Consider the following 26,772-nt stretch of genomic DNA (forward strand, 5'->3'; position numbering starts at 1 on the left):
GCCGGTGGGCGGGGGCCCTTCTCGGGCGGGCTGCGGAGGGCTACCCTCCGCTCGCGTCGCCGCGCGCCGGGTAGAGCGCGACCGCCTCCGGATCGATCACGAAGTCGACCTCGTCGTCGATCCCCGCGCCGAGGGCGGCGAGCTGCGCGGGGGAGAGGTCGGCCGCGATACCAGCGGCGCGCACCCGCACGAGGTCGCCGCGCCGCTCGAGGTCGCGGATGCGGGCGCGGACGCGGCCAGCGGCGGGCGATCCCGGCAGGGCCGGCGCGACCGTCACGGAGGCGGGCCGGAACGCGGCCGCTGCCCGCGCGCCCGCGGCGACGGAGCCCGCCGCCCGCAGCTCCACGCCGTCGTCGGTCCGCAGCCCGGTGCCGGTCGCCGTGCCCGTCAGCAGATTGAGCGCGGCGAGCTCCGCGGTGAAGGGGCTCTGCGGGCGCTCCAGCACCTCGTGGGTGGGGCCGTCCTCGATCACCCGCCCGCCGTGCAGCACCACGACGCGGTCGGCCAAGGTGTAGGCGTCGAGCACGTCGTGGGTGATCAGGATCGTGGTCCGCCCGGGCAGGACGCGGCGGAGCATCCGCCGCAGCAGCGGGGCGACCGCGACGTCCAGGGCCGCCATCGGCTCGTCGAGCAGCAGCAGCTCCGGACTCGGGGCGAGCGCCCTGGCCAGGGCCACCCGCTGCGCCTGTCCGCCCGACAGCTGTGCCGGGCGGCGGTCGGCGAGGTCGACGGCGTCGACGGCCTCGAGCCAGGTGCGCGCGGTCTCGGCCGCGGCGGAGCGGCCGGCGCCGGTGCTCCGCGGGCCGAACGCGACGTTGTCGAGCACGCTGAGGTGCGGGAAGAGCAGCGGGTCCTGGGCGAGCAGCGCGACGCTGCGGCGGTGCGGCGGCAGGTGCACGCGGCGGGCGGCGTCGAACAGGGTCGCTCCGGCCAGGACCGCGCTCCCGTCGTCGGCGCGGAGGAGGCCGGCGAGCAGCCCGACGAGCGTCGACTTGCCCGCGCCGTTCGGGCCGAGGACGGCCGTGGTCGTCCCGGTCTCGACCCGCAGCGCGACGTCGACGCCGCGGGCGTGCAGCCGCGCGTCGATCTCGAGCGTCACGGGCGAGCCTCCACTCGGGCGGCGCGCGGCCGGCGATGCGCGAGCCCGATCACGAGGACCGCGACGACGACCAGCACCAGCGAGAGGGCGACCGCGGCGTCCGGGTCGGTCTCGCGCTGCAGGTAGATCTCGAGGGGCAGCGTGCGGGTGACGCCCTGCAGGCTGCCGGCGAAGGTCAGCGTCGCGCCGAACTCGCCGAGCGCGCGGGCGAAGGAGAGGATCGCGCCGGAGAGCAGCCCGGGCAGGATCAGCGGCAGCGTGACCCGGCGCAGCACGGTCGAGGGCCGGGCGCCGAGGGTCGCGGCGACGCTCTCGTAGCGGTCGCCGGCCGAGCGGAGCGCCCCCTCGAGGCTGAGCACCAGGAACGGCAGCGCGACGAAGGTCTGCGCGAGGATCACCGCGGTGGTGGAGAACGCGATCCGGATCCCGAGCGCCTCGAGGGCGCCGCCGAGCAGGCCGAGCCGCCCGAAGGTGTAGAGCAGGGCGATACCGCCGACCACCGGGGGCAGCACGAGCGGGAGCAGCACGAGGGCGCGCACCAGGCCCTGGCCGGGGAAGGAGGTGCGCGCGAGGGTGAGCGCCATCGGCACGCCGATCACGACGCAGAGTGCGGTGGCGGCGGCGGCGGTGCGCAGGCTCAGCAGGAGCGCCGCGATCGAGGAGTCCGAGGTGATCAGCGGCACGAACTCGGCCCAGTCGACACGGGTGAGGATGCCGACCAGCGGCAGCAGGACGAAGGCACCGCCGACGACCGCGACGGCGACGACCCAGCGGGGTACTCCGGCGGAGAGCGTCACCGGCCGGCGGGTCGCGGGCGAGCGGGTGACGGGCGAGCGGGTCGCGGGCGAGCGGGTCACGCCTTCCCGTTCGGGGTCTCCACCACGACCATCGTCGCCTTGACGATCGCGATCGCGGGCGAGCCCGGCTCGAGGCCGAGCTCGCGGACGGCCTCGGCGGACATCAGCGAGACGACGCGGTGCGGGCCGCACTGCAGCTCGACCTGCGCCATCACGGTGTCCGAGACGACCTCGGTGACGATGCCGACGAAGCGGTTGCGCGCCGAGCGGCCCACCTCGCTCGGGTCGACGGGGAGGATCGCGTTCTGCCGGGCGAGACGGGCGAGGTCGAGCCCCTCGACGACGCTGCGGCCGGCGGCGTCCTTGCTGCTCGCGAGAGTGCCGTTCTCGATCCAGCGGCGGACGGTGTCGTCGCTGACGCCGAGGTAGTCGGCGGCGTTCCGGATGCGGATCTGCGGCATGGTCAGGGTGCTCCTGTCTCGGGGGCCCCGAATCCTGCAGCCGCGAGGACACGGCGGCCCTCGTCACCGGCGACGTACGCGGTGAAGGCGGCCGCGAGGTCCGGGTCCGCGGAGCCGGCGACCGGGGCGATCGGGTAGATGTTCACGGCCTGCGACGATTCGGTGAACTCGATGCCGGTCACCGCGTCGCCGGCGGCGGCGACGTCGGTGACGTAGACCAGGCCGGCGTCGGCCTCGCCCGAGGTGACCTTGCCGAGGACGTCGGTGACCGACGACTCCTCGCTGACCGGCTGGAGGTCGACGCCGGTCGCGGTCTCCACGGTGACCGTCGCCGCGCCGCACGGGACCTGCGCCGCGCAGACGACCGTCTTCACGCCCTCGCGGGCGAGGTCGGCGAACGAGGCGATGCCCGCGGGATTGGCCGGCGGGACGGCGATCTCGAGGGTGTTGGTCGCGAAGTCGACGGGCTCGCCCTCGATGAGGTCGGCGTCGGTGAGCTTCGCCATGTTCTTCTCGTCGGCCGAGGCGAACACGTCGGCGGGCGCGCCGTTGGTGATCTGGGTCACCAGGTCGGAGGAGCCGGCGAAGGTCAGCTCGACGGCGGTACCCGGATGCTCGGCCTCGAAGGCCGTCGCGATCTCGGTGAAGGTGCCCTTCAGCGACGCGGCGGCGTAGACGGTGATCGAGCCGGAGAGCGCGCCCGGGGAGCCGGTCGGGGCGGGCGCCGCGGAGGCGGAGCAGCCCGTCAGCGCGAGGACCGCGGCTGCGGCGGCGAGGGCCGCGGCGGCGGTGCGGGGGAGTGGCATGGGAGGGACCTTCCGGCGCGCGGGTGCGGGGAGGTTCTCCGCATTCGCGTCTTCGAGATCACTCTACTGCCGCAGAACGGGAAGCACCTACTGAGCGAGCGGCCCGCGGAGCGGGCGTTCCGAGACCCTCGCGTCCGGTAAGGCGGGGTCTCGATACGCCGCCGTCGGCGGCTGCTCGACCAGCATGACCTGCTCGCCCGGCGGGGTGGGTCCACCGGGAAGAGGCACCGCGGAACTCGCTGGTCGAGTAGCCCCGAAGGGGCGTATCGAGACACGCCCCCGCCATGGACGGCGGCCGTATCCGCCTCCGCAGGCTCAGTGCTGCGGCGCCAGCACGTCCGCGTAGCGCTCGGCCGGGTCGAGGGCGAGGCCGGGCTTCACCGCTCGGGCGACATCGTCCGCGAGGACCTCGGCGGCGCCGCGCTCGAGGCCGTCGAGGGCGGCCGTCACGATCGCCTCGGGGCTCGACTTCGGAGCGTCCGACCACGAGGCCATGTCGGTGTCGACGAGGCCCATGTGCAGGCCGAGCACCTGGGTGCCCTGCGGGGCGAGGGCCAGGCGCAGGCCGTCGGTGACGCTCCAGGCCGCGGCCTTGGACATCGAGTACGACTCCGAGCCCGGGAACGAGACGAAGGCCGAGACGGAGAGCACGTTGAGCACGGCGCCGCCGCCCGCGCGGCCGAGGCTCCCGGCGAAGGCGCGCGCGAGCATCAGGGGCGCGAAGGCGTTGGTCTCGACTGTGCGGCGGATCTCGTCGAGGTCGCCGGTGACGAAGTCGACGGTGGGGGCGATGCCGGCGTTGTTGACGACGATCGACACGTCGCCGAGGGTCGCCGCGAGCTCGACGATGCGGTCCTGATCGGTCACGTCGAGCGCGATCGGCACGACGCCCGGCGCGGCGGCGACCGTCGAGGCGTCGCGCGCCGCGGCGTAGACGGTGCGGGCGCCGCGCGCCGTCAGCTGCCGGACGAACTCGGCGCCGATGCCGCGGTTGGCGCCGGTCACGAGCACGACGGAGTCCTGGATCTGCATGGGAGTGCCTTTCTGTAATGGTCGATAAAGAACTGGCGCGATGCACGCTAGCACGTTCCGTAGCGACTGTTATAGAATCGGGGCATGGCAGGACGACCGAGGGGCTTCGACCGCGACGAGGCGCTCGACACGGCGATGCGCCGCTTCTGGAGCGACGGCTACGACGAGACGACGGTCGCCGTGCTCACCCGCGAGATCGGCATCTCGGCTCCGAGCCTCTACGCGGCCTTCGGCGATAAGGACGAGCTCTTCCGAGCCGCGGCGAGCTGCTACGCCGACACCGCCGACGCCGCCCTCGCCCGGCTCCTCGACGCGCCGACGGCCTGGGACGCGCTGGCCGCCGTCGTCCGCTCGAGCGCCGCGGGGTACTCCGACCCGGGCACGCCCTCCGGCTGCTTCGTGCTGAGCGAGCCGCGCCTGGCCGAGCGCCGCCGTTCGATGGAGGACGTCATCGCCGCCCGCATCGAGCGGGGAATCGCGGAGCGGGATGTGCCGGCCGGCACCGACGCGGCGCGGACGGCGGCCTTCGTCGTCGCGGTGCTGACGGGGATGTCGACGCAGGCCCGCGACGGCGGCAGCGCCGAGCGCGTCGCCGAGATCGGCGAGCTCGCCCTCGCGGCGCTGCCCCGCTCGTGACCGCCGCGCCAGGGAGCACCCGGCAGCACCTCGCCGCCGCCGCCGATCTCGCCCGCCGGCACCTGGAGCATCCGGAGCGCGCCGCCGCGCTGGACCTGCGGCTGCACCGGGTCACGGCGCCGACCTCGCTGGTCTACACGCGCTTCCCGCCGACGCTGAGCCTCGTCCTCTCCGGCCGCAAGCGCTCGATCGTCGGCGACTCGGACGAGCAGTGGGGCGCCGGCCGCTTCCTGATCACGCCGGTCGACCTGCCGGTGATCGCGGCCGTCGTCGAGACCGGCGAGCAGGGCGACTTCGTCTCGGCCAACTGGCACCTCGATCCGGTGCTCGTCGCCGAGGTCGCCGGGCTCGTCGCGCACCGCCCCGCCGCGGCGATCCCGGAACGGATCGGCACGATCACCCCGGAGCTCGCCGACGCGCTGCACCGCCTGTTCCGGCTCCTCGACGCGCCCGAGGAGATCCCGGTGCTCGGGCCGGCGGTGTCGCGCGAGCTGGTGCTCCGCCTGCTGCAGAGCGACCAGGCGCCGCGCCTGCTGTCGGCGTCGTCCGCCGTCCGCTCGGCCGCGGTGACCCGGGCGGTCGACGCGATGACCGCCGCTCTCGCGCACGGCTGGACGCTCGACGCGCTGGCCGCCGAGGCGAGCACGAGCGTGCCGACGCTCACCCGGCGGTTCCGCGAGCTGACCGGGATGTCGCCGCTCGGCTACCTGCGCCGACTGCGGCTGGGCGAGGCGCGGCGCCTCCTGCTGGTGCGCGGCGAGACGGCCGCGGGCGCGGCGGCGGCCGTCGGCTACGCGAGCGCGTCGCACTTCGGCCGCGACTACCGCCGTGCCTACGAGACGACCCCCGCCGCCGACGCCGCCCTGCACCCGGGCCGGCTGGTGCAGGTCGACTGACCTGCGCTCCCGGGTCCGCGGTCAGCGCCGCGCGCCGACGATACCGCCGTCGACCAGCAGGGTCGTGCCGTGCACGTAGGACGCCTCGTCGGTGGCGAGCCAGCGCACGGCCTGGGCGATCTCGTCCGGGCGACCGGGGCGGCCGGCGGGAGTCGGGGCGGTCATCGCGTCGAGGATCGCCGAGGCGTGCTCGTTGCCGGGGGTGAGCGTCGCGCCGGGGGCGACCGCGACGACGCGCAGGCCGTCCGCGCCGTACTCCGCCGCCCAGGCTCGAGTCAGGTGGTCGAGCGCGGCCTTGGTCGCCGGGTAGAGGGCGGTGCCGAGGGTTCCGACGCGCCCCATCCACGAGGTGATGTTGATGATCACGCCGGAGCCGTGCTCGGCCATCGTCGGCGCGATCGCTCCGACGAGCTGGTGCGGGACCCGGATGTTGGTGACGAGCAGGGCGTCGACGTCGGCGTCGCTCAGCTCGGCGGTCGGGCCGACGGGGAAGACGCCGGCGTTGTTGACGAGCACGTCGATCCGGCCACCGAGCAGGCGCAGCGCCTCGGCGGCGACGGCGCGGGTGGCGTCGGGCGTGCCGCCGAGGTCGGCGACGAGCACGGAGGCGGTGCCGCCGGCCGCGGTGATCGCCTGCGCGACCGCCTCGGTGCGCGCGCGGTCGCGGCCGTGCACGAGGACGTGCGCGCCGGACGAGGCGAGTCGGTGGGCGATGGCCTCGCCGAGCCCGCTGGAGGAGCCGGTGACGAGGGCGCTTCGGCCGGCGAGCCGGTCGTCCGTGAGGAGGGGGACTGTGGTGGTGTCGGTCATGGATCCAGCCTCGCGGCGCGGGTCACCGGCCGGTGTCCTGATCGGATCGAGGCCTGTCGCGATCCGATCATGGCGCCGCCCCCGCCCCGGACGCGTGCTGATCGGGCATCCCCTGCATGCTGATCGAGTAGCCCGCTGAGCGGGCGCACCGAGATCCACCGTGCTGGCCTGAGCGGGTCTCGATACGCCCGTCCGGGGTTGCTCGACCAGCATGTGCGGGCCCGGAGCGCACGCCTGTACCGCGCGCACTGCCTGCTGATCGAGTAGCCCGCGCGGCGGGCGTATCGAGCGGAGGGGGCACCTCCGGCGCCATCGCAGGCGAGGAAGAGGCCGACGTGCATACGGTGGTTGGTCTCGATACGCCCCTGCGGGGCTACTCGACCAGCATGTGCGCGGTCGTCTCTTCCTCATAGATCCACGGTCGTCAGAACGGTGCGGGTACGTCGACGAAGCGGGGCTTCGGCGGCGGCTCCGGCGGTCGTCCGGGGAGCGGCGGCGGGCGGTTGCTGATCCGCCGGCCGGTCGGGCTCGTCCAGACGATCGTTCCGTCGTCGTGTCTGACGTACGTCCACTGGTCCCCGTGCCGGATGTGGTGGTGGGACGTGCAGAGCGAGACGAGGTTCTCCAGCGACGTCTCGCCGCCGTTGCGCCATTCGAGGGTGTGGTCGGCCTCGCTGGTGGCGGCGGGGCGGGTGCAGCCGGCGAAGCGGCAGGTCTGGTCCCGCAGCTGCAGGTGCAGGCGCATCTGCGGCGGCGGGACACGGTAGGTGCGGCCCACGGAGACGACCGCGCCGGTCTCCGGGTCCGTCAAAACGCGGGTGAACGAAGGAGCCGTGCGGATCAGCTCTCGGGCGACGGCGGCGGGGATGGGTCCGTAGCCGTCGAGGTCCGCGGGAGCGTCGTCAAGGCCGACGGCCGTCGACGCGGCGAGGGTCAGCCGGACCTCGGCCCGCACTCCGGGGACGAAGGTCGGGTCCGGGCGGTGCTCGGGGTCCGGGGTCGTGCCGGCGATGTCTCCGTCGCAGAGCAGATCGACCGCGGCGTCGGCGCTGAGCTGCTGAAGGGTGCGGGGGTCGCCGTCATCGCGGAGGGTGCGCGCGATGCGGCGCAGCCGGTCGTACGCGCCCGTCACAGCCGGCGCGGGAGCGTGGACGCAGAGCGTCGCCATGCCGTCGACGTCCGGGGTGACCCAGACGGCGCGATCCTCTTTCGCGCGGGCGTGGCGCTCGGCGAGGGGCTGCTCGTGGAGTTCCTCGCGCCAGCGGCTGAGGGCGCGGCGCAGCTGAGTCGTCGTCATCGTGAGCGCGGCGTCGGCCGCGAGCTCGTCGAGTGCCGCGCGGGAGTTCTCCGGGAGGCTGCTCGCGGTCCTGCAGACGGCCTCACCGACCTCCCAGAGGATCCGACCGTCGCGGAGCAGGGCGCGGGTGAGGGGAAGGTGCTCCATCAGCATCTGCGCGGTCTCGAGCCGACGTGAGACCTCCCGCTCGGAGACGCCGAGCGTCACTGCGAGCTCGGCGCGGATGGAGCGCTCGACCAGGTCCCGGGTCTCGCTGCGGGACGTGCCGCGGGCGAACGCCTCCGGGACGGTGAGCGCGACGCGGTAGCCGCGGTGCATGCGTTCGGCCGCCGTGAGGCGCGTGGGGGACGCGGCGCGCTCGGAGGCGGCGGCGTCGGTGAAGCAGTCGCGCACCTCCGCGAGTGCTGCCGCATTCTCATCTTCTGACATACGCGTATTGAAGCAGGAGCCACCGACACCGGGGTCGGAACCAGGGGCTGATCGGGGACAACGCCGTTGGATCCCGAGTGTGGAGGAGACTCGCTCCCGGATGTCTCGGTGATGGCGGGTCTCGATACGCCGCCGAAGGCGGCTACTCGACCAGCAGATGCGGGCATGTGCCCTGCGCGTGGACTTCGCGCGCAGCATGCTGATCGAGCAGCCCCTGCAGGCTGATCGAGCAGCCCCTGGAGCGGGCGTACCGAGATCCACCGTGCTGAGCTGGGCGGGTCTCGATAGGCCCCTCCGGGGCTACTCGACCAGCATGAATGGCGCCGGAGGCGGCTGCTCGACCGGCACGAAGGGCGGCGAGGGCGAGAAGGAGGGCGTCCGAGGCGGCTACTCCGCCGGCGCGGGGGCCCGCCCGCGAACGGCGGCGACGACGGCCGCGACCGCGCGGTCGACGCTCGCCGCGCGGGCGGCGGCGTCCTCCTGCTCGGAGTCGTGGACGAAGGCCGTCGTGCCGCGGACCGCGCCGCAGTAGTCGACGACGCCGTGCTCGATCTGGGTGCGCAGGGACTGCTCGTAGCCGTGCCGCTCGTACACGCCGGCGCTGTCGCCGGCGATCGGCACGAGGTGGACGGTCAGCCTGCCGAGCTTCCGGCGCATCCCGTCGGCCGGGTCGATCTCGAAGGCCCAGCCGTTGACGAAGACGCGGTCGATCCAGCCCTTCAGCAGCGCCGGCATCGACCACCAGTAGACGGGGAAGACCAGCACGAGGTGCTCGGCGGCGTCGAGCCTGCGCTGCTCGCTCGCGACGTCGGCCGGGTACTCGCCCGCGACGCGGTAGCTGTGCCGGTCGGCCGCACTGAAGCGCGGGTCGAAGCCCTCCGCGGCGAGATCCGCGAGCTCGGCCGGCGGCAGCTCCTCCGCGAGCCGTCGGGCCAGAGCGAGGGTGAACGAGTCCCGATCGGGGTGGGCGGCGACGATGAGCGCGGTCATCCGTCCATCCAAGCGCAGCCGGCCGGCTCGGCGTGCGGCGATCCGGCGTGCGACGATGCGGCATGCGACAGCACGACCGCGGAGGAGACCGATGACCGACCCGGAACCGCAGGACGTCCTGCACCGCGACGGCAGCCTCCGCGCTCGCGGCGCCACGCTCGACGGCGAGCTCCACGGGTACTGGGAGTGGTTCCGCCTGGACGGCACCCGGCTGCGGAGCGGGTCGTTCGATCGCGGGCGCCAGGTCGGAGTCTGGACCACCTACGACCGCACCGGCGCTCCGCACAGGGAGACCCGCTTCGGCGACTGAGGGGGCCGCGCCTCGGATCGCGCGTCTCAGGATCCGCCGCGCGCCAGGACACCGGTGACGAGCAGCTGCACGAGGGCGTCCGTGTCGTAGCGCGGATCGCCCGCGCCGCCGATGCAGAGATTGCCGATGCCACGCAGCAGGCCGTACGCCTCGACCGGCGGGGCGTCCGGCGCGATCGCCGCCTCGAGCAGCGTCGCGCAGACCGGCACCAGCCGATCGACGAAGAACGCGTGCAGGGCGTCCGAGCCCGCGCCGTCGCCCTGCAGCGCATCGGGCAGACCGTGCTTGGTGACCAGGAAGTCGACGAACAGCGCCAGCCACGCGCGGAGTGCCGCCTCGGGCGAGTCGCTCTCGGCGAGGAGTCGCGGCCCGGCCTCGGCGCAGGCCTCGACCTGGTGCCGGTAGACGGCGACCACGAGGTCGGCCCGGGTGGGGAAGTGCCGGTAGATCGTGCCCGTGCCCACGCCGGCGCGCGTGGCGATCTCGCGGACCGGGGCGTCGACGCCGGACTCGACGAAGACCGCGGCGGCCGCGTCGAGGAGGGCCTGCGAGTCGCGCCGGGGCCGGCCGACGCGGGGGACCGCCGGGCCGGTGCCGCCCTGATCCGTCACTGCTGCTCCTTCTCCGAGCGCTCTTTCCGAACACTCCGCTTGCTTAACGGAACAGCGCTCCGTATTGTTGCGGAACGTCGCTCCGATAAGCAGTATCGCAGAGCGCGGACCGGAAGGCATCAGCATGACCAGCACCACCCCGACCAGCACCACCTCGACCTCTCTCCCCGAAGCACTCCCCGTCGTCTCGGTCGCCCCCGTCGAGCTCGACGCTCCCGGCCGTCCCGTCCCGCTCACCGTGCGGATCTCCGCCCCGGTGACCGGCACGGACCTCCCCGTCGTGCTCTTCTCGCACGGCAACGGCTGGAACCACGACGGCTACGCGCCGCTCACCGCTTTCTGGGCCTCGCGCGGCTTCGTCGTGATCCAGCCGACGCACCTCGACTCGAGGCGTCACGGCTTCGGCTTCGACCATCCCGTCTTCCCGACGATCGGGGAGCAGCGGATCGCCGATCTCACCCGCGTGCTCGACCGGCTCGACGTCCTCGAGGCGGCCGTGCCCGGTCTCGCGGGCCGGGTCGACTCGAGCCGCATCGCGGTCGCCGGGCACTCCTGGGGCGCGCAGACGGCGCAGACGCTGCTCGGCGCCCGGATCGTCGGAGAGGACGGCTCGCTCAGCCCGGACCGCTCGGACGGCCGGGTGCGCGCCGGCGTCCTTCTCGCCGCGACCGGCGTCGCCGGTGACGACCTCGAGCCGTTCGCGCAGGCGGCCTTCCCCTTCCTCCGCCCCTCCTTCGCGCAGCTGGGCACGCCGACCCTCGTCGTCGCGGGCGACCGCGATCAGTCGCGGCTCTCCCGGCGCGGGCCGGACTGGTTCACCGACGCCTTCACGCAGAGCCCGGGCGCGACCGACCTGCTCACCCTGCACGGCGGCGAGCACTCACTCGGCGGCATCGTCGGCGAGGAGGTCGCCGAGACGACGGATGCGGATCCCGCGCGCCTGACCGCGATCCAGCAGCTGACCACGGCCTACCTCCGCACCGCGCTCGGCGTCGACGCGAGCAGCTGGACCGCCGCGCGCGCGGCGTTCCACGAGGACGGAGCGGTCGGCCGCATCGACAGCAGGTGACGCGGCGCACTGCCGCCGGGCGTCAGTCCTTCGCCGCCGCGGCCCCTCCGGCGAGGTCGTCCTCCGTCGGCTCGGTCACCCCGATCGTGCTGATGATCGGCATCGTGCCCGTCCGCGCGAGCGGCTCCTCGGCGGTCGGCTCCGGCTCCGGTTGCGAGGAGCGGCGCGCCCGGACCGGCGCCACCGCCCGGACGACCGGAGTGCGCAGCCGCCGGTACGCGATGCGGCCGAGGGTGACGCCACCCGCGAGTCCGATCGCGATCATGCCCGCCTGGAGCAGCAGCTCGATCCCGCCCTCAGGGCCGCGGCCGGAGGTGAGGTCGAGCACGCCGCGGTAGAGGGTGAGGCCGGGGAGCAGCGGCACGATGCCGCAGGCCGTGGTCACCACGGCGGGCACGCGCCAGCGCTCGGCCAGGGTCTCGCCGAGCAGGCCGATCACGATCGCGGGCACGGCGCTGGCGAGCAGCGGCGCGGCGCCCAGCCCGCTCAGCGCGTCGGAGGCGACCCATGCTCCAGCACCGGTGAGCGCGGCGACGAGCGCCGGCCGCGGGGGAGTGTGCGACGAGAGCGCCCAGGCTCCCGCGGCGATGCCCGCGCCGAGCACCTGCACGCTGGCCGGCCAGGGGCGGGCGTAGGAGTCGACCAGCACCAGCTCGACGCCGAGGGTGCGCGCGCCGTCGAGCACGGCGGCGATGCCGACGACGATGCCGAGCGTCAGCAGCCCGACCTCGAGCAGCCTTCCGCCGGCCGTGATCGGGAAGCCGTTGATGGCGTCGTCCGCCGCTCCGACGAAGGAGAGCCCGGCGAGCAGCACGACGACTCCGGAGGCGACCACCAGTGCCGGCGGCAGCACGGCGAACTCGACCGGCAGCTGCGGCACGACCGCGAGCAGCAGCACCGCGACTCCGGTCGCGAGCGCGGCTCCGGCGATCTGCTGGAAGAAGGCGGGCAGCCCCCAGCGGCTGAGCAGCTGGTTGACGCCGTCGATCGCGGCGGTCGTGAGCGCGGCGAGGAGGACGATGAGCGGCCCGCCGCCGAGCAGGATCGCGACGCCCGCGGCCATCACCGCGAGGGTGAGCGTCACGACGCTCCGCCGGTAGCGGTGCGGCTGGACGAGGATCGCGTCGAGCCGCTCGTGCGCGTCCTCGAACTGCTGCCGGGCCTCGTCGCGCGCGGCCGTCGAGTCGACGGTGTCGGCGACCCGCACCTCGGGGGAGCCGTCGGTGATCGCGGTGACCAGCGTCGTCACGCGGGCGAGCCGCTCGTAGTCGGCGCTGCGGGAGGCGACGACGCGCAGCACGCTCACGCTGGGCGAGTCCTCGCTCCCGTCGTGCACGACCAGGATCGAGGTGAAGGTGAGGTCGACCTGCACCTCGATGCCGTAGGCGCGGCAGACCCGCTCGATGGTCTCGGTGACCTCCGCGGCCGCAGAGCCCAGCGAGAGCAGCGTCTCGCCGAGCCGCACGGCCAGCTCGAGCACGCCGCGCACGGTCTGCTCGGCGAGGACGGCGCGCTGCGAGCGCCGGCTCACCGGCGCGGCGGGGCGCTGGCCGCTCAGCGTGCCGACGAGCTGCCGGAGGAGTCGCTGCTGGAAGGGTCGAGGAGAGGGCACCCTCCGAGCGTACGGAAGACCACCGTCACCGAAGGACCGTCACCGGAGGACCGCTACCGGAGGACCGCTACCGGAGGACCCGCATCGCAGGACCGCTACCGGAGGACCGTCACCGCAGGACCGGCACCGCACCGCCGTCACCAGGGCACCACCTCGCCGCGGAAGTCGCGGTAGGCGATCCCGGGCGTGCCGAGGCGGCCGACCAGCACGTCGACCACCTTCGGCACGTTCTCCTCGATCGTGAACGGCGCGTCGTCGCCGCCGAGCGCCGTCCGGATCCAGCCCGGCGCGATCAGCACGATCGCCCGGCCCGTGCCGGACTGCCGCACCGCGAAGCTCTTCAGGAACTGGTTGAGCGCCGCCTTGCTGCCGCGGTAGACCTCCCGCCCGCCGCCGGTGTTGTTCGCGATGCTGCCCTGCCCCGACGACATCGCGCCGATCAGGCCGTCGTCCGCGACGAGGTCCTGCAGCGTCTCGATCACGCGCATCGGACTGAGCGCGTTGGTGACGAAGACCTCGACGAAGTCCTCCGTCGACACCTGGCCGATGGGGGTGTCCTCGCTCGTCGTGGTGCCGGCGTTCACGAAGAGCAGGTCGAGCACGCGCCCCGCCAGGCGCTCCCGGAGCGCCCGCGTCTCCTCCTCGTCGGTGATGTCGAGCCGCTCGATCGCCAGGCGGTCCGCGCCGACCTCGTCCTGGAGCTGGTGCAGAGGGGTACGCCGGCCGGGATCGCGGACGGTGCCGATCACGTCCCAGCCCCGGTCGAGGAACTCCGCGGCGAGCGCGTGGCCCAGCCCGCGGGAGGCTCCGACGAGGAGGGCGGTGCGGGTGGAGCCGGACGGGGGAGTCGGTGTGGTCGTCATATCGTCACTCTCGCGCCGTAGCGCCCCGACCCGTGCGATCTGCCAGCGAACCCTGGGGTGTGGAGCCGCGGTTCTCAGATTCAGCATCCGGCGACGGTGGTCACGTCCATGCTGATCGAGTAGCCCGCAGAGCGGGCGTATCGAGATCCACCAGCGTCAGAAGACGGGTCTGCAGCCCGGCCGGCTGACGACGGTGGGTCTCGATAGGCCCCTTCGGGGCTATTCGACCAGCAGAAGCTCGAGACGCCCCTTCGGGGCTGCTCGACCAGCAGAAGCTCGAGACGCCCCTTCGGGGCTGCTCGACCAGCAGAAGCTCGAGACGCCCCTTCGGGGCTACTCGACCTGCATCTGTGCGAGCGTCTCTGCCGAGTGGAGACGCCCCTCCGAGGCTGCTCGACCGGCGAGAACGGGCGCTCCACCGGCAGCGGCTGCGCAGGGGCTCAGAATCGTTGCCGTGGCGACGCTCCGGCCGTCGTGTCGCGCCAGAGCGGCTCCTCTCGCCATCCGCTCCCAGGTCTGCTCCGAATCATGCGTACACATCAACCTCACGACCGGAGCCCGCATGCTCGCCACCGCCACCGCCACCGCCACCGCCCGTTGCTCGCGGACCGTCCTCGCGCTCGCCCTGCCGCTGCTCCCGCCCGACTCCGACCGGATGCTCGTCATCCGATCGGCGTCGGGCGACGACCGCGCCTTCGCCGAGATCGTCCGCCGGCACACCTCTCTGCTGCGCGCGACGGCGCTGCGCCTCCTGCGCGCCTCGAGCGAGGCGGACGACGTGGTGCAGGAGACGTTCCTCGCCGCCTGGACGCACATGGACAGCGTGATCGACGGCGAGACGATCGTCGGCTGGCTGCTGACCACGGTGCGCCGGCGCTGCTACGACCGGCTGCGCTCGAGCGACCACCAGAACCGCGCCGAGCTGGAGCAGGACCTGCCCGAGTCGCTCGACCACTGCCCGACCGCGGTGTCGGAGCGCGCGGCGCTCGTCGCTGAGGCGCGCGCCGTGCTCGGCCGGATGCCCGAGCTGCAGCGCCGCTGCTGGGAGCTCCGCCAGCTGCAGCAGCGCAGCTACGACGACATCGGCGCCGAGCTCGGCGTCAGCGCGACCGTCGTCCGCGGGCAGCTCTCCCGAGCCCGCCTGCTGATGGAGGCCACGCTCTCGCACTGGCGCTGAGGCTTCGAAGCGCGCCCCGCGGGCGGTCGATTCGTCGCGGACGGCTCTCGCCGACGCGCTGAGGGAGCCGTTCGTGACGGGTCGATCGGCGGATCGCCGCGGCTTCGGGGGTGGGCGGACTCGGCTCAGGACGGACTCGGCGGTTAGCTTGGAGGGCATGGAACCCAGCTTCGGAGCCCTGCTCACCGGTCTCGTGATCAACCTCTTCTGGTTCGCGCTCGTCCTCGTCGCGGTCTACTTCGTCGTCCGGGCGGCGGTGACGAGCGCGCTGCGGCGGGCCGGAGTCATCACTCCGGCGAGCGCCGCCGCCCTCGATCGCGAGGACGAGGCGCACCGCCGCGCGATCGAGGACGAGCGGCGTCCGGAGGCCTGAGCCCGGCGCACCTGAGCCCGGCGCACCCGAGCCCGGCGCACCCGAGCCCGGCGCACCCGAGCCCGGCGCACCGCCGCGGCCTCAGCTCCCGAGGATCGCGAGCACCGTCGACAGGATCCCGCAGACGGCGCCGGTGCCGACCAGGATCAGGCCGGTCAGCCGCAGCGCCCGCACCGGATCCGCGCGCCGGTGCAGCCGGATCCGCTCCGGGTCCTCCTCGCGGTAGTAGACCTCCCGCTGGTCCGAGCCGACCGGCGTCAGCGGGTCGTCGGCGGCGAGCGGCCGCGAGCGCACCTCGCCCGCGCGGGTGACCCAGTGCAGAGCGCGCGGCGGACCGTCCTCGAGATAGGCGGTCGTCGTCGACCACCGCCCGTCGATCAGCAGCCCCACGAACGCCGCGAACAGGAACAGCAGCCCCAGCGGGAGCGTGATGAGGGAGAGAGCCTCCAGGATCGTCTCCAGCACCGGTCGCCTCCCTCACGGATCCGCTGACGAGCGTACCGGGCCGAACCGGCGCCGGCTGTGCCGTGCGGCCACCGTTCCCCGCCGATGCCGGGCGGCGTGGCAACGCTTCCGTACACTGGCGGGCGACCGCGGCTGCTTCGCTGCGGGGCGGATCGACGAGCTGCGGGGGTGGCGGGGACGGATGGCGACGACGGGTGGCGCACGGCACGGACGGCTCAGGCCGCGCTCGGGCGTTCGGACCCTGCTCCGCGGCGCTGCCGCCGCCGTCGCGGTCCTCGCGGTGAGCGGCGCCTGCCTGGTCGGGATCGCGACGGCGAGCATCACGAGCAACGTCGCCGGCAACGCGGTCGAACTCGGGATCGCGCCGTCCGCGGAGCCGCGGGCCGTGCAGCTCGGTGCGATCGAGGGCGGCTTCAACGTGCTCATCGTGGGCACCGACAACGACGCGGTGCAGGGCGACGCCTTCGGAGTCCGCGACGGCACGCTCAACGACGTCACGATCCTGCTGCACGTCTCCGCCGACCACCGCAGCGCCACGGTGATCAGCTTCCCGCGCGACCTCGTCCTGGACCGCCCGGCCTGCACCGATCCGGAGACCGGCGAGGTCACGGAGGCGACCGCCGACGTCCCGCTGAACTCGGCGTTCGAGGCCGGCGGGCTCTCCTGCGTCAACGACACGGTGCAGCGGTTCACCGGCCTGACCGTGCCGTACGCGGGCTGGGTCTCCTTCAACGGCGTGATCGAGATGAGCAACGCCGTCGGCGGAGTGCCGATCTGCCTCACCGGACCGATCCGGGACACCGACTCCGGGCTCGACCTGCCCGCCGGCACCAGCACCGTCTCGGGAGCGACCGCGCTCGCGTTCCTCCGCACCCGGCACGGCGTCGGCGACGAGAGCGACCTCAGCCGGATCTCCTCGCAGCAGCAGTACCTGGCCTCGCTGATGCGCACGGTCCGCTCGGCCGACACGCTGTCGAACGTGCCCGCGCTCTACGGACTCGCGCAGGCGGTGTCCTCGAACGTGCACCTCTCCACCACGCTGACGAACCCGTCGACGATGATCTCGCTCGCGCTGGCCCTCAAGGACGTCGACCTCGCGCAGATGGTGTTCGTGCAGTACCCGGCGCTGGACGACCCGGACCGGCCGGGCAAGGTCGTGCCGGACACCGTGCTCGGCGGCGAGCTGATGGCGCGGGTGCTGAACGACGAGCCGGTCGTGCTCGCGTCGACGCCCGCGGAGGAGCAGCCCGCGCCGCCGGTCGAGGCGGGCACCTCCGCTCCTGCGCCGACCGACCCGGCCGCCGCGCAGCCCGCTCCGGAGCCGCTCGACGCACCCGGGCAGACCGCCGCCGAGGAGACCTGCGCCGTCCCGTCGGAGTGACGCGCGGAACCGGCCGCGGGCGGGCCCTCAGGCGGTCGCGTCCGCGCCGGCCTCCCGCACGTTCCTGACGACGCGGGCCGGGGCGCCGACGACGACCGCTCCCGCCGGGACGTCCTTGGTGACGACCGCGGCGGCGGCGATCACCGCGTCGTCGCCGACCGTGACGCCTGCGAGCAGGACGGCCTTCGCGCCGATCCAGACGTTGGAGCCGACGACGATCGGGGCGGGGTGCAGGTCGCCGCGTCGCGCCGGATCGAGGTCGTGGTTCAGGGTCGCGAAGACGACGTCGTGCCCGATGAGGCAGTCGTCGCCGATCGTGATGCCGCCCTGGTCCTGGAAGGCGCAGCCGGAGTTGATGAAGACCCGGGCGCCGATCCGGAGGTTGCGGCCGAAGTCGGCGCGCAGCGGCGGGAAGAGGGTCACCGACTCGTCGATCGGCCGGCCGGTCAGCTCCGCCAGCAGCTCGCGCACGCGCTCCGGCGGGTGGTGGCCGCTGTTCAGCTCCCCGGTGATGCGCAGCGCCTCCTGGCTCGCCGCGTGCAGGACGGCGTGCAGCGGGGAGCCGCCCTCGATGGTCTGCTGCGCGTCGAACGCGGCGAGCAGGTCCTCCAGGTCCAGGTCCGGGTGCATGTCCGGGTCCGTGTCCATGTCGTCGTCCTCTCCTCGGGTCCGCCCAGGCTAGGAGCGCTGGGCGGACGACTGCGACTCCCTGCCGGGGCACCCCTGCCGCGGATCGGCCGGCGGTCGGCGTCACGCCTCCACGAGGCGTCCCTCGACGGTCGAGACGTCCCGCTGGAACGGGCTGCCTCGACCGCTCGGGGACGCCTCGCGCGTCACGCCCCGACGCCGCGGGGGAGACTCCGCTCGAGGAGGGTGGCCCGGCGGGCGGCCAGGGCGAGTGCGAGCAGCACGGCGGCGACGACGAGGAGCGGCAGGACGATCCGGGCGGCCGGGACGTCCGTGAGCACCGTCGCGCCGAGGGCGTCGACGGCGGTCAGCAGCGCCGACAGACCGACCAGCAGGAGGACCGACATCACGGCCGCCACCCGACCGCGCCAGGGCACGACCGCGAGGACCCCGAGCGCCGCCACCGGCCCCGCCGTCGACAGGTCGGGACCGAGCCAGCCGGCCGCCGCGGCGACGAGCGCGATGCTCAGCTCCGTGCCGGAGGCGAGCAGGGCAGTGACCCGGGCGGCGCCGGTCCGGGCGGCGAGGGCGAGGCCGAGGGCGATCGCGAAGAGCGTCCCGGCGAGGAAGGAGGGGTTGGTGAACGGTCCGATCGCACCGGGGTAGCTGACACCGGGGGACCAGTTGACGGCGGCGTAGAAGACGAAGAACGCCGTGGCGAGGGCGAGGGGGACGATCGTCGACGGGGAGCGCCCGGGAGCGGATCGGAGGCGGTGGCGCAGACCGCCGACCGCGAGGGTGACCCGCTGCCCGATGCCCGGGCCGCGGTGCCCGCGGTCGTCGGCCTCGTCGAGCAGGATGCCCAGCAGGACCTCGCCGTGCTCGTCGCGCCAGGCGGCCGGGTACCAGCGCAGCGCGCGGCGGAAGCGGTCGGTGCGCCGCGCGTCCTCGTTCGTCGTCATGCCGTTCTCCTTCATCGAGTGGTCGGGTCAGAGCGCGGCGGACGGCGAGAGCCCGAGGTTGATCCGCGCCCGCACGGCGCTCGCCTCCATCCGGGCGACCTCCGCGCCGAGTGCGGATCGGCCGCTGTCCGTCAGCCGGAAGTAGCGGCGCACGCGGCCGGTGATCCGCTCGTCGCCGTCGGGTGCGATCAGGCCCGCCGACCCCAGTCGCTCGAGCGCCGCGTAGAGCGTGGTCACCCGCAGCCGCACGCGGCCCTCCGACTGCTCCTCGATCTCCTGCAGCAGCGCGTAGCCGTGGCGGCGCCCGAGAGCGAGCGCGGTCAGGATCCAGAAGGTCGTCTCTCGCATCTCCTCGGGCACGGGCGACACCATACTCCAACGGGAGGAGTATCGGGCGGCCGTCACTCCCGCCGGTCGTCTCCCGGGGCCGGCGAGGCCGCGAGGAACGCGCCGCGCTCCTCGAGAAGCCGACGCAGGTGTCGCGCGAGGACGAGCCGCTCGGCGATCCGGCCGAGGACGCCGAAGGGCGCGCGGAAGGTGAGCCGGTCGGTCATCACCGAGCCGCTGCCGTCCGGCTCGAAGCGGTGCTCGTGCCGGAAGGAGCGGAACGGGCCGCGGGTCTGCTCGTCCGTGAAGGAGTGCGGCGCGTCGAGGGCGGTGATCCGGCTGGTCAGCCGCAGGCGGACGCCGAAGTGACGGGCCCGCCAGGTCACCTCCTCGCCGAGGCCGATCCGGCCGCTGACCACCCCGGCGACCGCGCGCTCACCGGCCGCGGCCTGCGACTCCGTGTGCAGGTCGATGCTCCGCGCGCGGTCGAACAGGTCGTCGACCGACCGCTGGGAGCGGGTGACGACCTCGACCGACGCGACCATGACTCGATCATGGCGCAGTGCTGTCATGGCGCCGTGCCGTCATGGTGCAGGGCCGTGATGGTGCAGTGCCGTCCTGGTGCAGGTCCGTGATGGCGCGCGGCTCGAGGTCGCCGCGCGCGGTCGGTCCGGACGGTCAGCCCGTCGGGACCACCGGGACGAGGAAGCCGCCGGGGACGTCGGCGTCCGGCTCCCGGTACTCGTCGGGGAGGGTGAAGTCCGCGGTCCCGATCGAGGAGACGGTGAAGACGTCGGAGTCCCTCGTGCCGACGAGGAAGAGCGAGTACACCCGGGTGCCGTCCTCGAGGGTGCGCACGAGGCCGCCGGGGGAGGTCGACCGCTCACCTCGGGGGGAGACGACGACCGTCTCGCCGGGCGTGCTCGCGAGAGACGCCCGGTCGATCCCCGCCGTCGGGACGCCGTCGCGGCAGTCCGTGCCGAAGCCGGTGTCGAGGACCGATTCGCAGAACAGCCTGCCGCCGTCGGGCCTCACGTGCAGGTCGCCCGTGGCTCAGACGAGCAGCGGCTCCGGCTCCGAGTATCACCCGGTGAGCAGCAGCGCGACCGCGGAGGCGACAGCCAGTGCGCCGCACGTCCCTCGCACGATCGAGCTCCGACAGTCAGTGGAAGTTGAGCGTGGACGGCGACGGCGCCTTCCACGCCTCCGACCGGTAGGCGTGCGGATCGTGCGGCGCCCGCGGCGGCTCGCCGAACGGGTCGACCGGCAGCTCGGCCGGAGTCCTCGAGAGGGCGCTCCGCAGCGCTGCGGCGAGGGATCGGAGGCGATGGATCACGGCTTTCACGGCTTTCACGGCGTTCACGGTGTTCTCCCGTTCTCCGGTCAGGACTGACCGTCACGGTCGACGCTACCGGGATCCTGCGACATCGCGCTCGTCGACTCTCCGCGCCTCGGCGGCTCTCCGCGGCGCGTCCGCCGGGCCGGACGGGTCTGCCGCCCGTGGCGAGCACAGGCGAGCGCCGTGCTGCCGTCCAGGTGGTGCTCCCCGGGGGTGCGCCGGGCGCTCACGCCGGCGAGCTCGCCGGTCTCCTCGTCCGGGAGACCGCCGAGGACAGCGCGGCGTCGCCGATTTCGTCGATGTCGCGGCCGCCGAGTGCGTCACCCGTGCGGTCAGCCGGTGCGCTCCCAGTGGTCGCGGCCGCTCCGGCGCCACTGCTGGCGCGGGCCGTCCGATTCCTGCGCGGTGTCCGTGAGCCACAGGGTGCTGTCCGGGGCCCAGCCGGCGATCACGGAGGCGAAGCCGTCGCCGACCGGAATCAGCCGGGTCGCGCTCGAGAGGTAGCCGAGCGCGGTGAGGTGCACGGCGTCCCACTCGGCGGCGACGCGCTGCCAGTCCGGGATCAGCCAGCGGCCCTCCCCGCCGGTCACCCGGTACCAGTCGTGCCGGCGGGAGGCGGTGACCTCGGCCGGGAAGGCGCGGCAGAGCGCGGCCCAGCTCTCGGCGCTGCCGATCTCGAGCGTGCGGCCGGCGCCGGTCACCGGGATCACGGTCGCGGTGTCGAGACCGGCGGCGTCCTCGACCAGCCCCAGCAGATCCTCGATCCGGGACTGCGTGCGCAGCAGCCGGAGGGGGAGCGACCACCACGAGCCGGAGAAGCTCGCGCGCGGGTCGGCCGGGCGATCGCGGGCGGACTGCTCCTCGTCGGCGCGGCGAGCCGCGGCCCACTCGTCCAGGAGCGCGGCGGCGCCGGTGGGGAGCGGGCGGGCGGTGTCGGGGCGCCAGTCGACGGCCCACTGCTCCCGGGTGGCGGGCCTCGTCCACGTCGCCGCGGCCTGGGATGCGAGCACGCGCTCGGCGACGGGGAGCAGCGCGGCGCGGAGCTCCGGCAGTGCGGCGAGGACGTCCTCGGCGTCGGGTTCCTGCCAGGAGTACGCGGTGTCGACGCTCCTGCGGAACGCGGCGCGGACCGCGTCGTCCTCCGCCGGGGTCGGCGGGAGTGCCGCGATCATCGCGGCGAGGCTCTCGGGAGTCGGGCCCGGCAGATCGGGAGCGTCCGTGCCCTCCTCGAGGGCGTACAGCAGGACCGACTCCTTGCCGCCGCCCGAGGCGTGCGCGAGCAGGAACGCCGCAGTGTGCAGCGCGGGATCCGCCGCTGTCGCGTACTCCCAGCAGAGGCGACGGCCCCGGGGTCCGCTGAGGAGGACGTCGGCTGCGGCAGTCATGCCTCCACTATGCCCGGCGGCGCCGCCGAGGCGTCCCCGAACGGTCGAGGCGTCCCGGTGCAGGTGGACGTCTCGACGGTTCGAGGACGCCTCGACTGCCGCCGGTGCGGGCGTCAGGCGTCGGGGTTCATCCAGAACGGGGAGTAGTGGTAGCCGTCAGGGTCGTCGAACTGGCGCTGATACATGAACGGGTACTCCTCGGTGTCGCCGATGCGGCCGCCCGCGGCGCCGGCGCGCTCGGTCAGCTCGTCGACGGCCTCGCGGCTGCCGAGGTCGAACGAGACGGTCGTCTTGGACGGGGTGTCCGGACCGCCGATCAGCTCCTCGGTGCCGCCGACGCTCGCGTACATCTCGCGGCTGCTGAGCATCAGGTACTGATCCGGCGCGATCGCGAAGCAGGCGACGTTCTCGCTGGACATCGCCTCGTTGCGCGTCCAGCCGAGGGCGGTGTAGAAGGCGGTGGCGCGCTCGACGCTCGCGACGGGGCAGGAGAGGTAGAGGCTCATGCGGGCAACACTGCCCAGAAGTGCGCGGCGCGACAAGAGGCCGGGGAGCATCCGCGCCCGGAGCGACCGCCGGGCGTTTGCCAGAGTGCTGGCATGCCCTCTCCGCAGACCCTGACCGAGGAGGACCGCCGGCTCGTCGCCGCCTGGGCCGCCGACTGCGCCGAGCGGGTCCTGCCGCTCTTCGAGGCGGAGGCCCCCGACGACGACCGGGCACGGGACGGCATCGACCGGGCACGTGGCTTCGCCCGCGGCGAGCTGAGCGCGGCCGGGGAGATCCGGCGCCGCTTCGAGGCGGGCCGGGCGTCGCAGTCGGCGACGTCGCCCGCGGGGAAGGCGGCGGCCTGGTCGGCGGGGCAGGCGTCCGGAGTCGCTCACCTGGGCGCGCACGCGCTGGGGGCGGCGGCGTTCGCGGCGAAGGCGGCCGAGCTGGCCGACCCGGGGCGCGGCGGCGCGGCCGAGATCGACCGGCAGCTGGCGGGGATGAGCGCCCCGGTGCGGACGGCCCTGGCGCGCCTGCCGCTGCTCGGCGAGGACGCGTCCGGTCCGCTCGGGCCGGGACTGCTGGCCTCCGGTGCGCTCGGCGCGTTCATCCGCACGCTGCAGGCGGCGCTCGCCGCGGGGGACGATCGGTAGCGAGGGACTCCGCGGCGGGTCTCCGCCCGGGCAGCCGCACCGGAGCCTCAGTCCCTCGGGCGCAGTCGACACCGACAAGGGTGGATCTCGATCCGCCCGCTGCGCGAGCTGCTCGATCAGCATGTGCATGCTGGTCGAGTAGCCCCGCAGGGGCGTATCGAGACCCGCCCACCGCAGAGACGCCGGGTCTGCAGGCTCTCGTGCCGGCGACGGTGGATCTCGATGCGCCCGCTGCGCGGGCTGCTCGATCAGCATGCAGCTCGGCGGCTCCGCAGGACGGCCGAGAGGAGGACCAGGGCGGCGGCGGCCAGCGCCCACGGACCGGTGAAGACGAGGGCGCGCTCGATCGGACGCCAGAGCGGGGCGACCAGTCCGCCGAGGAGCAGGCCGGCCGCGCCGCCGACGAGGGCGTTCGCCACGACCTGCGCGGCGAGCCGCCCTCCGCTGCTCGTCCAGACGCGCTCGATCAGGCGGTCCAGCAGATACGTCGCGGCGCCGACCGGCAGGCTGATCACCGCCGCGCAGACGGCGAGCCCGCCGAGGGCGAGGATGACGAAGGACGGGTCGGCCGACAGGGGAGTGGCCGCCGTCCCGTTCGCGCTGTCGACGAGCGCCCCGATCGCGAGCGGCACGAGCGCCAGCATCGCGCCCAGCACGGCGCGGACGGCGTTCTCGCGCCCGCGGGCTCCGGGTGCGCGGTCGGCCGAGCCTCCGGGTCGTGCGCGGCTCACGAGCACCTCCGTGTCGCCGGCACCGAGGAGACCGCCGGGGCGAGGGCGGCGAGGATCTCGCGACCACCGGACAGGCCGGCGTCCAGCACGACCTCGACCACGGGGTCCCGGCCGTAGCTCGTCGCGACGACGACGGCCGCGTCGCTGTCGTCGATCGTCCAGTCGATGTCGCGCTCGGTGAGGCACGCGGCGGAGGGGCCGGGGGCCGGGACGCCGCAGCGCAGCAGGACCTGGGCCGGCTCGCCCCAGGCCCCCGTGCCCTGGGCGTCCGTCTCCCGCTGCGTGAGTCCGGCGACGTCGGAGGGGAGCCGGGCCGCGATCTCCGCGCAGCCGACGGCCGCCGCGGTCGGCGCGGCCTGCATCGGAACGGTGCCCGTGCAGCCGGACGTCGCGAAAGCCAGAAGCGCGATCACCGGCAGTGTGCGGCGGAGTCGGGCGGCGGAGGAGGGCACCCGGCGATCCTGTCAGTCCTGCGCGGTCCGCCGCCGCACGCCGCCGTCGAGCACGCGGTCGAGCCAGTCGCGCAGCAGCTCGCGCTCGGCGGGCCGGAGGTCGGCGAGCTGCGGGGCGAGGGCGCGGACGGCGACGACGGCGGCGAGTGGCGCGTCGTCCGCGGCAAGCGGCTGCTCGGTCAGGATCCCGGCGAGCACCGCCTCGAACGCCGCGTCGGCGAGACCCGCGTCGCGCTCGGCCGCGGGGGAGGAGAGCAGGGTCGTCACGACGCCGGTCCCCGCCGTCTGGATCAGCCCGACGGCGCGCTCCTCGGGGACGCGGAGGCGACCGGCGGCCGCGACCCGGCGGATCCGCGCGGCGAGAACCCGCTTGCCCGACCGCGCCGCCGGCGAGGCTGCCGCGCGGGAAGGGTCGCTGAGCAGGCGGAAGAGCGCGGGATTCGCGAGGCCGAACTCGATCTGCGCTGCCCAGCCGGCGCGCAGATCGTCGATCGGGTCGACGTCACCGGCCGCGGCCTCCTCGACGACGGCCGACTTCTCGGCGACCCAGCTGCTCAGCACGTGCTCGGCGACCGCCTCGAGCAGGCCGTCCTTGTCGCCGAAGAGGCGGTAGATCGCCGGAGCCTGCAGGCCGGCCGCCTCCGCGACGCCGCGGGTGGTGACGGCCGATGGGCCGGCCTCGCGCAGGAGGCGGGCCGCGGCGTCGACGATGCGGGCTCGGGTGTCCGTGGGGGGCGCGGTCATGGATCGACGATATCGCACTCTTGCTATCGCTGGTATTCCAGGGTTATCGTTCGAGCGGTATCACCGATACCCCGGTGGTCCCCCCATCGAAAGGCCCTCCATGATCATCGTCACCGGCGCCACCGGAGCGCTCAACGGCGCCACCGTCGACCACCTCCTCGACTCCCTCCCCGCCGCCGAGATCGTCGTCGTCGCGCGCGACACCGCGAAGGCCGCGCGCTTCGCCGACCGGGGCGTCGTGGTGCGCCGCGGTGACTACGCCGACTCCGCGTCCCTGCCCGGCGCGTTCGCGGGCGCCGACCAGCTGCTGCTCGTCTCCTCGAACGACCCGGGGTCCGACGCGCCGGCCCTGCACCGCGCCGCGGTCGAGGCCGCCGTCGAGGCCGGGGTCGGCCGCATCCTCTACACCAGCCACCAGGGCGCCTCGCCCGACACCCCGTTCGGCCCCGGCCGCGATCACGCCGCGACCGAGCAGCTGCTGGCGGAGTCGGGAGTCGCCTGGACCTCGCTGCGGAACGGCTTCTACGCCCACAGCCTCGCGTTCTTCCTCGGCGACTGGCGCTCGACCGGGGTCATCGAGGTGCCGTCCGACGGCCCCGTGTCGTGGACGGCGCGGGAGAACGCGGCGGAGGCCGCCGCGCGCCTCCTGCTCGCGAGCGAGGCGCACGACGGACCGGTCACCCTGACCGCCCTCGAGGCGCCGACCTTCGCGGAGGTCGCGGAGCTCGCCGCGGACGTCGCGGGACGCCCGATCGAGTTCCGGATCCTCGGCGACGACGAGTGGCTCGCGCGCCGCGTCGCCGCCGGGCAGCCGGAGCCGCAGGCGCGGTTCCTGCTCGGCATGCACCAGGCGGCGGCGGCCGGCTTCTTCGCGGGGACGGACCCGACGCTCGCCGGCCTGCTGGGGCGCGAGCCGCGCACGGTCCGGGAGCTGCTGGCCGCGGTCGGCGGGCGCTGACCGGCCGGGGACTTCCGGCTCGTCGGAACCGCCTCGGCTCGTGGAACGGGCGTGCTCCGGAGAGCCGGAGCAGATTCGGCGAGCCGGAGCTCGGCGGTCACCGCTCCTCGGCACGCTTCCGAGGAGGCCCACGCACAGGAGGCAGATGGATCCCTCCCGGGCCGTGCACCGCTCGTTCTCCCGCCGTTGGCCGGACGACGCTAGCCTGCCGCCCATGGCGGAGCGAGAGACGGTGCGCACGTCCGCGGCGGACGCGCGGACTGGACAGGGATCGCCGCGCGGGGTGCTGCTCGCCGCGGCGCTTCTGCTCGGGGCGGCGCTGCTGCAGCTGCAGGCCTCGCTGCAGCGCTGGGTCACCGCGAGCGAGGGCTGGACGCGGACGGACCGGTCGGTCGAGGACCATCTCTTCGACTACATGATCCCCGCGGATCCGTGGGAGCCTCTCGGCACGGCGGCGCAGGTGCACGGCGTCGGCTTGCTGCTCGTCGCGATCGCCCTGCCGGTGTCGGCGCGGGCGATCGGCGGGGGCGGTCTCCTCCGCCTGTCGGCGCTCCTGGTCGCCGGTGTCCTCGGGCTGAGCGGGCTGCACGGAGTGCTGTCGGGGCTGATCGGCGCGCCCACTCCGCTCCAGCTCCCCTTCCTGCAGATGATGCTGGGGCTGGTGCCCGTCGTCGGCCTCGGAGCCCTCGCCGCGAAGGCGCACCGGAGGTCGGTAGGGGCCGCGCTGGCGTACGCCTGCCTGCTCGGCAGCACCCTGCCGGGACTGCTGATCGCGACCTTCGTCGTCGCGCCCGCGATCACCGGCTACCAGTCCTTCGACACGACCCCGTGGACGGAGACCGTCGTCGCGGCGACCGTCGCCGCGGCGGGCTGCGCGATGCTCAGCGCCGCCGCCGTGCTGGCGCTGCGAGGTCGCACGCGGCGGGGAGGCGCCTGACTCCGAGTCACCCTCCGTCCGGAACGGCGAGGCGTCCCGTTGCGGTCGAGGCGTCCA

Annotated in this window: 33 protein-coding genes; 10 read left to right on the plus strand and 23 right to left on the minus strand. The window is 74.4% G+C overall.

Features of this window, described 5'->3' with window-relative positions; genetic code table 11:
- Positions 1-40: 40 nt before the first annotated feature.
- From EDF36_RS06675 to EDF36_RS06695, 5 genes are all read right to left on the minus strand, one after another.
- Complete coding sequence (locus tag EDF36_RS06675; protein WP_123732354.1) at positions 41-1,099, minus strand: sulfate/molybdate ABC transporter ATP-binding protein; 1,059 nt, start codon at positions 1,097-1,099, stop codon at positions 41-43.
- Positions 1,096-1,896 (minus strand): ABC transporter permease, encoded by an 801-nt coding sequence (locus EDF36_RS06680; protein WP_123732447.1) that lies wholly within the window; start codon positions 1,894-1,896, stop codon positions 1,096-1,098. Before EDF36_RS06680 ends, EDF36_RS06675 begins: the two co-directional genes overlap by 4 nt.
- 56 nt (positions 1,897-1,952) lie before the next feature.
- Positions 1,953-2,357, minus strand: coding sequence for a molybdopterin-binding protein (locus EDF36_RS06685; RefSeq protein WP_123732355.1), 405 nt, complete (start codon positions 2,355-2,357; stop codon positions 1,953-1,955).
- 2 nt (positions 2,358-2,359) lie between these two features.
- Positions 2,360-3,163, minus strand: coding sequence for a molybdate ABC transporter substrate-binding protein (gene modA / locus EDF36_RS06690; protein ID WP_123732356.1), 804 nt, complete (start codon positions 3,161-3,163; stop codon positions 2,360-2,362).
- 315 nt (positions 3,164-3,478) lie between these two features.
- Positions 3,479-4,195 carry an SDR family oxidoreductase gene (locus tag EDF36_RS06695; RefSeq protein ID WP_123732357.1) on the minus strand — a complete coding sequence of 239 codons (717 nt, stop codon included), beginning with the start codon at positions 4,193-4,195 and terminating at the stop codon, positions 3,479-3,481.
- Between the two features lie 84 nt (positions 4,196-4,279).
- Here EDF36_RS06695 and EDF36_RS06700 point away from each other — a divergent pair, with 84 nt between their 5' ends.
- Positions 4,280-4,831 carry a TetR/AcrR family transcriptional regulator gene (locus EDF36_RS06700; protein ID WP_123732358.1) on the plus strand — a complete coding sequence of 184 codons (552 nt, stop codon included), beginning with the start codon at positions 4,280-4,282 and terminating at the stop codon, positions 4,829-4,831.
- Positions 4,828-5,727 (plus strand): AraC family transcriptional regulator, encoded by a 900-nt coding sequence (locus EDF36_RS06705; RefSeq protein WP_123703715.1) that lies wholly within the window; start codon positions 4,828-4,830, stop codon positions 5,725-5,727. The genes EDF36_RS06700 and EDF36_RS06705 overlap by 4 nt, the downstream gene beginning before the upstream one ends.
- A 21-nt stretch (positions 5,728-5,748) precedes the next feature.
- Here EDF36_RS06705 and EDF36_RS06710 read toward each other — a convergent pair whose 3' ends face one another.
- The 3 genes from EDF36_RS06710 to EDF36_RS06720 all read right to left on the minus strand — a co-directional run bounded on the left by EDF36_RS06710 (position 5,749) and on the right by EDF36_RS06720 (position 9,253).
- On the minus strand, positions 5,749-6,537 hold the full coding sequence (locus EDF36_RS06710; protein ID WP_123732359.1) for an SDR family NAD(P)-dependent oxidoreductase: 789 nt from the start codon (positions 6,535-6,537) through the stop codon (positions 5,749-5,751).
- Positions 6,538-6,961: 424 nt separating this feature from the next.
- Entirely contained in the window at positions 6,962-8,263 is a 1,302-nt protein-coding gene (locus EDF36_RS06715) for an HNH endonuclease signature motif containing protein (RefSeq protein ID WP_185020386.1), read from the minus strand.
- A 387-nt stretch (positions 8,264-8,650) separates the two neighbouring features.
- Entirely contained in the window at positions 8,651-9,253 is a 603-nt protein-coding gene (locus tag EDF36_RS06720) for an NAD(P)H-dependent oxidoreductase (RefSeq protein WP_123732361.1), read from the minus strand.
- Between the two features lie 91 nt (positions 9,254-9,344).
- On the opposite strand from EDF36_RS06720, the gene EDF36_RS06725 reads away from it, so the two are divergent.
- Positions 9,345-9,563, plus strand: a complete 219-nt coding sequence (locus tag EDF36_RS06725) for a toxin-antitoxin system YwqK family antitoxin (protein WP_123732362.1) — start codon at positions 9,345-9,347, stop codon at positions 9,561-9,563.
- Between the two features lie 26 nt (positions 9,564-9,589).
- Here EDF36_RS06725 and EDF36_RS06730 read toward each other — a convergent pair whose 3' ends face one another.
- Positions 9,590-10,174: a TetR/AcrR family transcriptional regulator gene (locus tag EDF36_RS06730; protein WP_260300546.1), complete on the minus strand. Its 585-nt coding sequence runs from the start codon at positions 10,172-10,174 to the stop codon at positions 9,590-9,592.
- 124 nt (positions 10,175-10,298) lie between these two features.
- Here EDF36_RS06730 and EDF36_RS06735 point away from each other — a divergent pair, with 124 nt between their 5' ends.
- Positions 10,299-11,243, plus strand: a complete 945-nt coding sequence (locus EDF36_RS06735; protein WP_123732363.1) for a chlorophyllase/cutinase-like alpha/beta fold protein — start codon at positions 10,299-10,301, stop codon at positions 11,241-11,243.
- 22 nt (positions 11,244-11,265) lie between these two features.
- Here EDF36_RS06735 and EDF36_RS06740 read toward each other — a convergent pair whose 3' ends face one another.
- Positions 11,266-12,855: a threonine/serine exporter ThrE family protein gene (locus tag EDF36_RS06740; RefSeq protein ID WP_123732364.1), complete on the minus strand. Its 1,590-nt coding sequence runs from the start codon at positions 12,853-12,855 to the stop codon at positions 11,266-11,268.
- Between the two features lie 137 nt (positions 12,856-12,992).
- Positions 12,993-13,718: an SDR family NAD(P)-dependent oxidoreductase gene (locus EDF36_RS06745; RefSeq protein ID WP_123732365.1), complete on the minus strand. Its 726-nt coding sequence runs from the start codon at positions 13,716-13,718 to the stop codon at positions 12,993-12,995.
- Between the two features lie 562 nt (positions 13,719-14,280).
- On the opposite strand from EDF36_RS06745, the gene EDF36_RS06750 reads away from it, so the two are divergent.
- Positions 14,281-14,895 (plus strand): RNA polymerase sigma factor, encoded by a 615-nt coding sequence (locus EDF36_RS06750; protein ID WP_123732366.1) that lies wholly within the window; start codon positions 14,281-14,283, stop codon positions 14,893-14,895.
- A 157-nt stretch (positions 14,896-15,052) separates the two neighbouring features.
- Positions 15,053-15,268 (plus strand): hypothetical protein, encoded by a 216-nt coding sequence (locus EDF36_RS06755; RefSeq protein ID WP_123703738.1) that lies wholly within the window; start codon positions 15,053-15,055, stop codon positions 15,266-15,268.
- Between the two features lie 81 nt (positions 15,269-15,349).
- Here EDF36_RS06755 and EDF36_RS06765 read toward each other — a convergent pair whose 3' ends face one another.
- Complete coding sequence (locus tag EDF36_RS06765) at positions 15,350-15,733, minus strand: hypothetical protein (protein ID WP_127886561.1); 384 nt, start codon at positions 15,731-15,733, stop codon at positions 15,350-15,352.
- Positions 15,734-16,013: 280 nt separating this feature from the next.
- Here EDF36_RS06765 and EDF36_RS06770 point away from each other — a divergent pair, with 280 nt between their 5' ends.
- Positions 16,014-17,114, plus strand: a complete 1,101-nt coding sequence (locus tag EDF36_RS06770) for an LCP family protein (RefSeq protein ID WP_185020387.1) — start codon at positions 16,014-16,016, stop codon at positions 17,112-17,114.
- A gap of 27 nt (positions 17,115-17,141) precedes the next feature.
- On the opposite strand, the gene EDF36_RS06775 is transcribed toward EDF36_RS06770, so the two are convergent.
- The 8 genes from EDF36_RS06775 to EDF36_RS06810 form a co-directional block, all read right to left on the minus strand.
- On the minus strand, positions 17,142-17,762 hold the full coding sequence (locus EDF36_RS06775) for a DapH/DapD/GlmU-related protein (RefSeq protein WP_260300547.1): 621 nt from the start codon (positions 17,760-17,762) through the stop codon (positions 17,142-17,144).
- Between the two features lie 185 nt (positions 17,763-17,947).
- Complete coding sequence (locus EDF36_RS06780; protein WP_123732369.1) at positions 17,948-18,703, minus strand: hypothetical protein; 756 nt, start codon at positions 18,701-18,703, stop codon at positions 17,948-17,950.
- 27 nt (positions 18,704-18,730) lie between these two features.
- Positions 18,731-19,063 carry a PadR family transcriptional regulator gene (locus EDF36_RS06785; protein WP_243732819.1) on the minus strand — a complete coding sequence of 111 codons (333 nt, stop codon included), beginning with the start codon at positions 19,061-19,063 and terminating at the stop codon, positions 18,731-18,733.
- 41 nt (positions 19,064-19,104) lie between these two features.
- The gene (locus EDF36_RS06790; RefSeq protein WP_123732370.1) at positions 19,105-19,575 is read right to left on the minus strand and encodes an SRPBCC family protein; all 471 of its coding nucleotides are present in this window, start codon (positions 19,573-19,575) and stop codon (positions 19,105-19,107) included.
- A 133-nt stretch (positions 19,576-19,708) separates the two neighbouring features.
- A complete protein-coding gene (locus EDF36_RS06795; protein ID WP_123732371.1) occupies positions 19,709-20,065 on the minus strand; it encodes a hypothetical protein in 357 nt (118 codons plus the stop codon).
- Between the two features lie 127 nt (positions 20,066-20,192).
- Entirely contained in the window at positions 20,193-20,384 is a 192-nt protein-coding gene (locus EDF36_RS06800) for a hypothetical protein (RefSeq protein ID WP_148059985.1), read from the minus strand.
- A 317-nt stretch (positions 20,385-20,701) separates the two neighbouring features.
- On the minus strand, positions 20,702-21,754 hold the full coding sequence (locus tag EDF36_RS06805; protein WP_123732373.1) for a hypothetical protein: 1,053 nt from the start codon (positions 21,752-21,754) through the stop codon (positions 20,702-20,704).
- 113 nt (positions 21,755-21,867) lie between these two features.
- Positions 21,868-22,260, minus strand: a complete 393-nt coding sequence (locus tag EDF36_RS06810) for a VOC family protein (protein WP_123732374.1) — start codon at positions 22,258-22,260, stop codon at positions 21,868-21,870.
- Between the two features lie 93 nt (positions 22,261-22,353).
- Here EDF36_RS06810 and EDF36_RS06815 point away from each other — a divergent pair, with 93 nt between their 5' ends.
- On the plus strand, positions 22,354-22,893 hold the full coding sequence (locus EDF36_RS06815) for a putative immunity protein (protein ID WP_123732375.1): 540 nt from the start codon (positions 22,354-22,356) through the stop codon (positions 22,891-22,893).
- A 248-nt stretch (positions 22,894-23,141) separates the two neighbouring features.
- Here the strand turns inward: EDF36_RS06815 and EDF36_RS06820 are convergent, their stop codons facing one another.
- Genes EDF36_RS06820 through EDF36_RS06830 form a run of 3 tightly spaced genes read right to left on the minus strand, consistent with a single transcriptional unit; the run spans position 23,142 to position 24,820 of the window.
- Positions 23,142-23,624, minus strand: coding sequence for a hypothetical protein (locus tag EDF36_RS06820; protein WP_123732376.1), 483 nt, complete (start codon positions 23,622-23,624; stop codon positions 23,142-23,144).
- Complete coding sequence (locus tag EDF36_RS06825) at positions 23,621-24,076, minus strand: DUF3515 domain-containing protein (protein WP_260300548.1); 456 nt, start codon at positions 24,074-24,076, stop codon at positions 23,621-23,623. Before EDF36_RS06825 ends, EDF36_RS06820 begins: the two co-directional genes overlap by 4 nt.
- A 12-nt stretch (positions 24,077-24,088) precedes the next feature.
- Positions 24,089-24,820 (minus strand): TetR/AcrR family transcriptional regulator, encoded by a 732-nt coding sequence (locus EDF36_RS06830; RefSeq protein ID WP_123732377.1) that lies wholly within the window; start codon positions 24,818-24,820, stop codon positions 24,089-24,091.
- 100 nt (positions 24,821-24,920) lie between these two features.
- On the opposite strand from EDF36_RS06830, the gene EDF36_RS06835 reads away from it, so the two are divergent.
- Both EDF36_RS06835 and EDF36_RS06840 read left to right on the plus strand, forming a co-directional pair.
- Positions 24,921-25,778 (plus strand): NAD(P)H-binding protein, encoded by an 858-nt coding sequence (locus EDF36_RS06835; protein WP_123732378.1) that lies wholly within the window; start codon positions 24,921-24,923, stop codon positions 25,776-25,778.
- Positions 25,779-25,992: 214 nt separating this feature from the next.
- The gene (locus EDF36_RS06840) at positions 25,993-26,715 is read left to right on the plus strand and encodes a hypothetical protein (protein ID WP_148059986.1); all 723 of its coding nucleotides are present in this window, start codon (positions 25,993-25,995) and stop codon (positions 26,713-26,715) included.
- Positions 26,716-26,772 lie beyond the last annotated feature (57 nt).

Source organism: Rathayibacter sp. PhB152 (genome assembly GCF_003751395.1).
Lineage (GTDB): Bacteria > Actinomycetota > Actinomycetes > Actinomycetales > Microbacteriaceae > Rathayibacter > Rathayibacter festucae.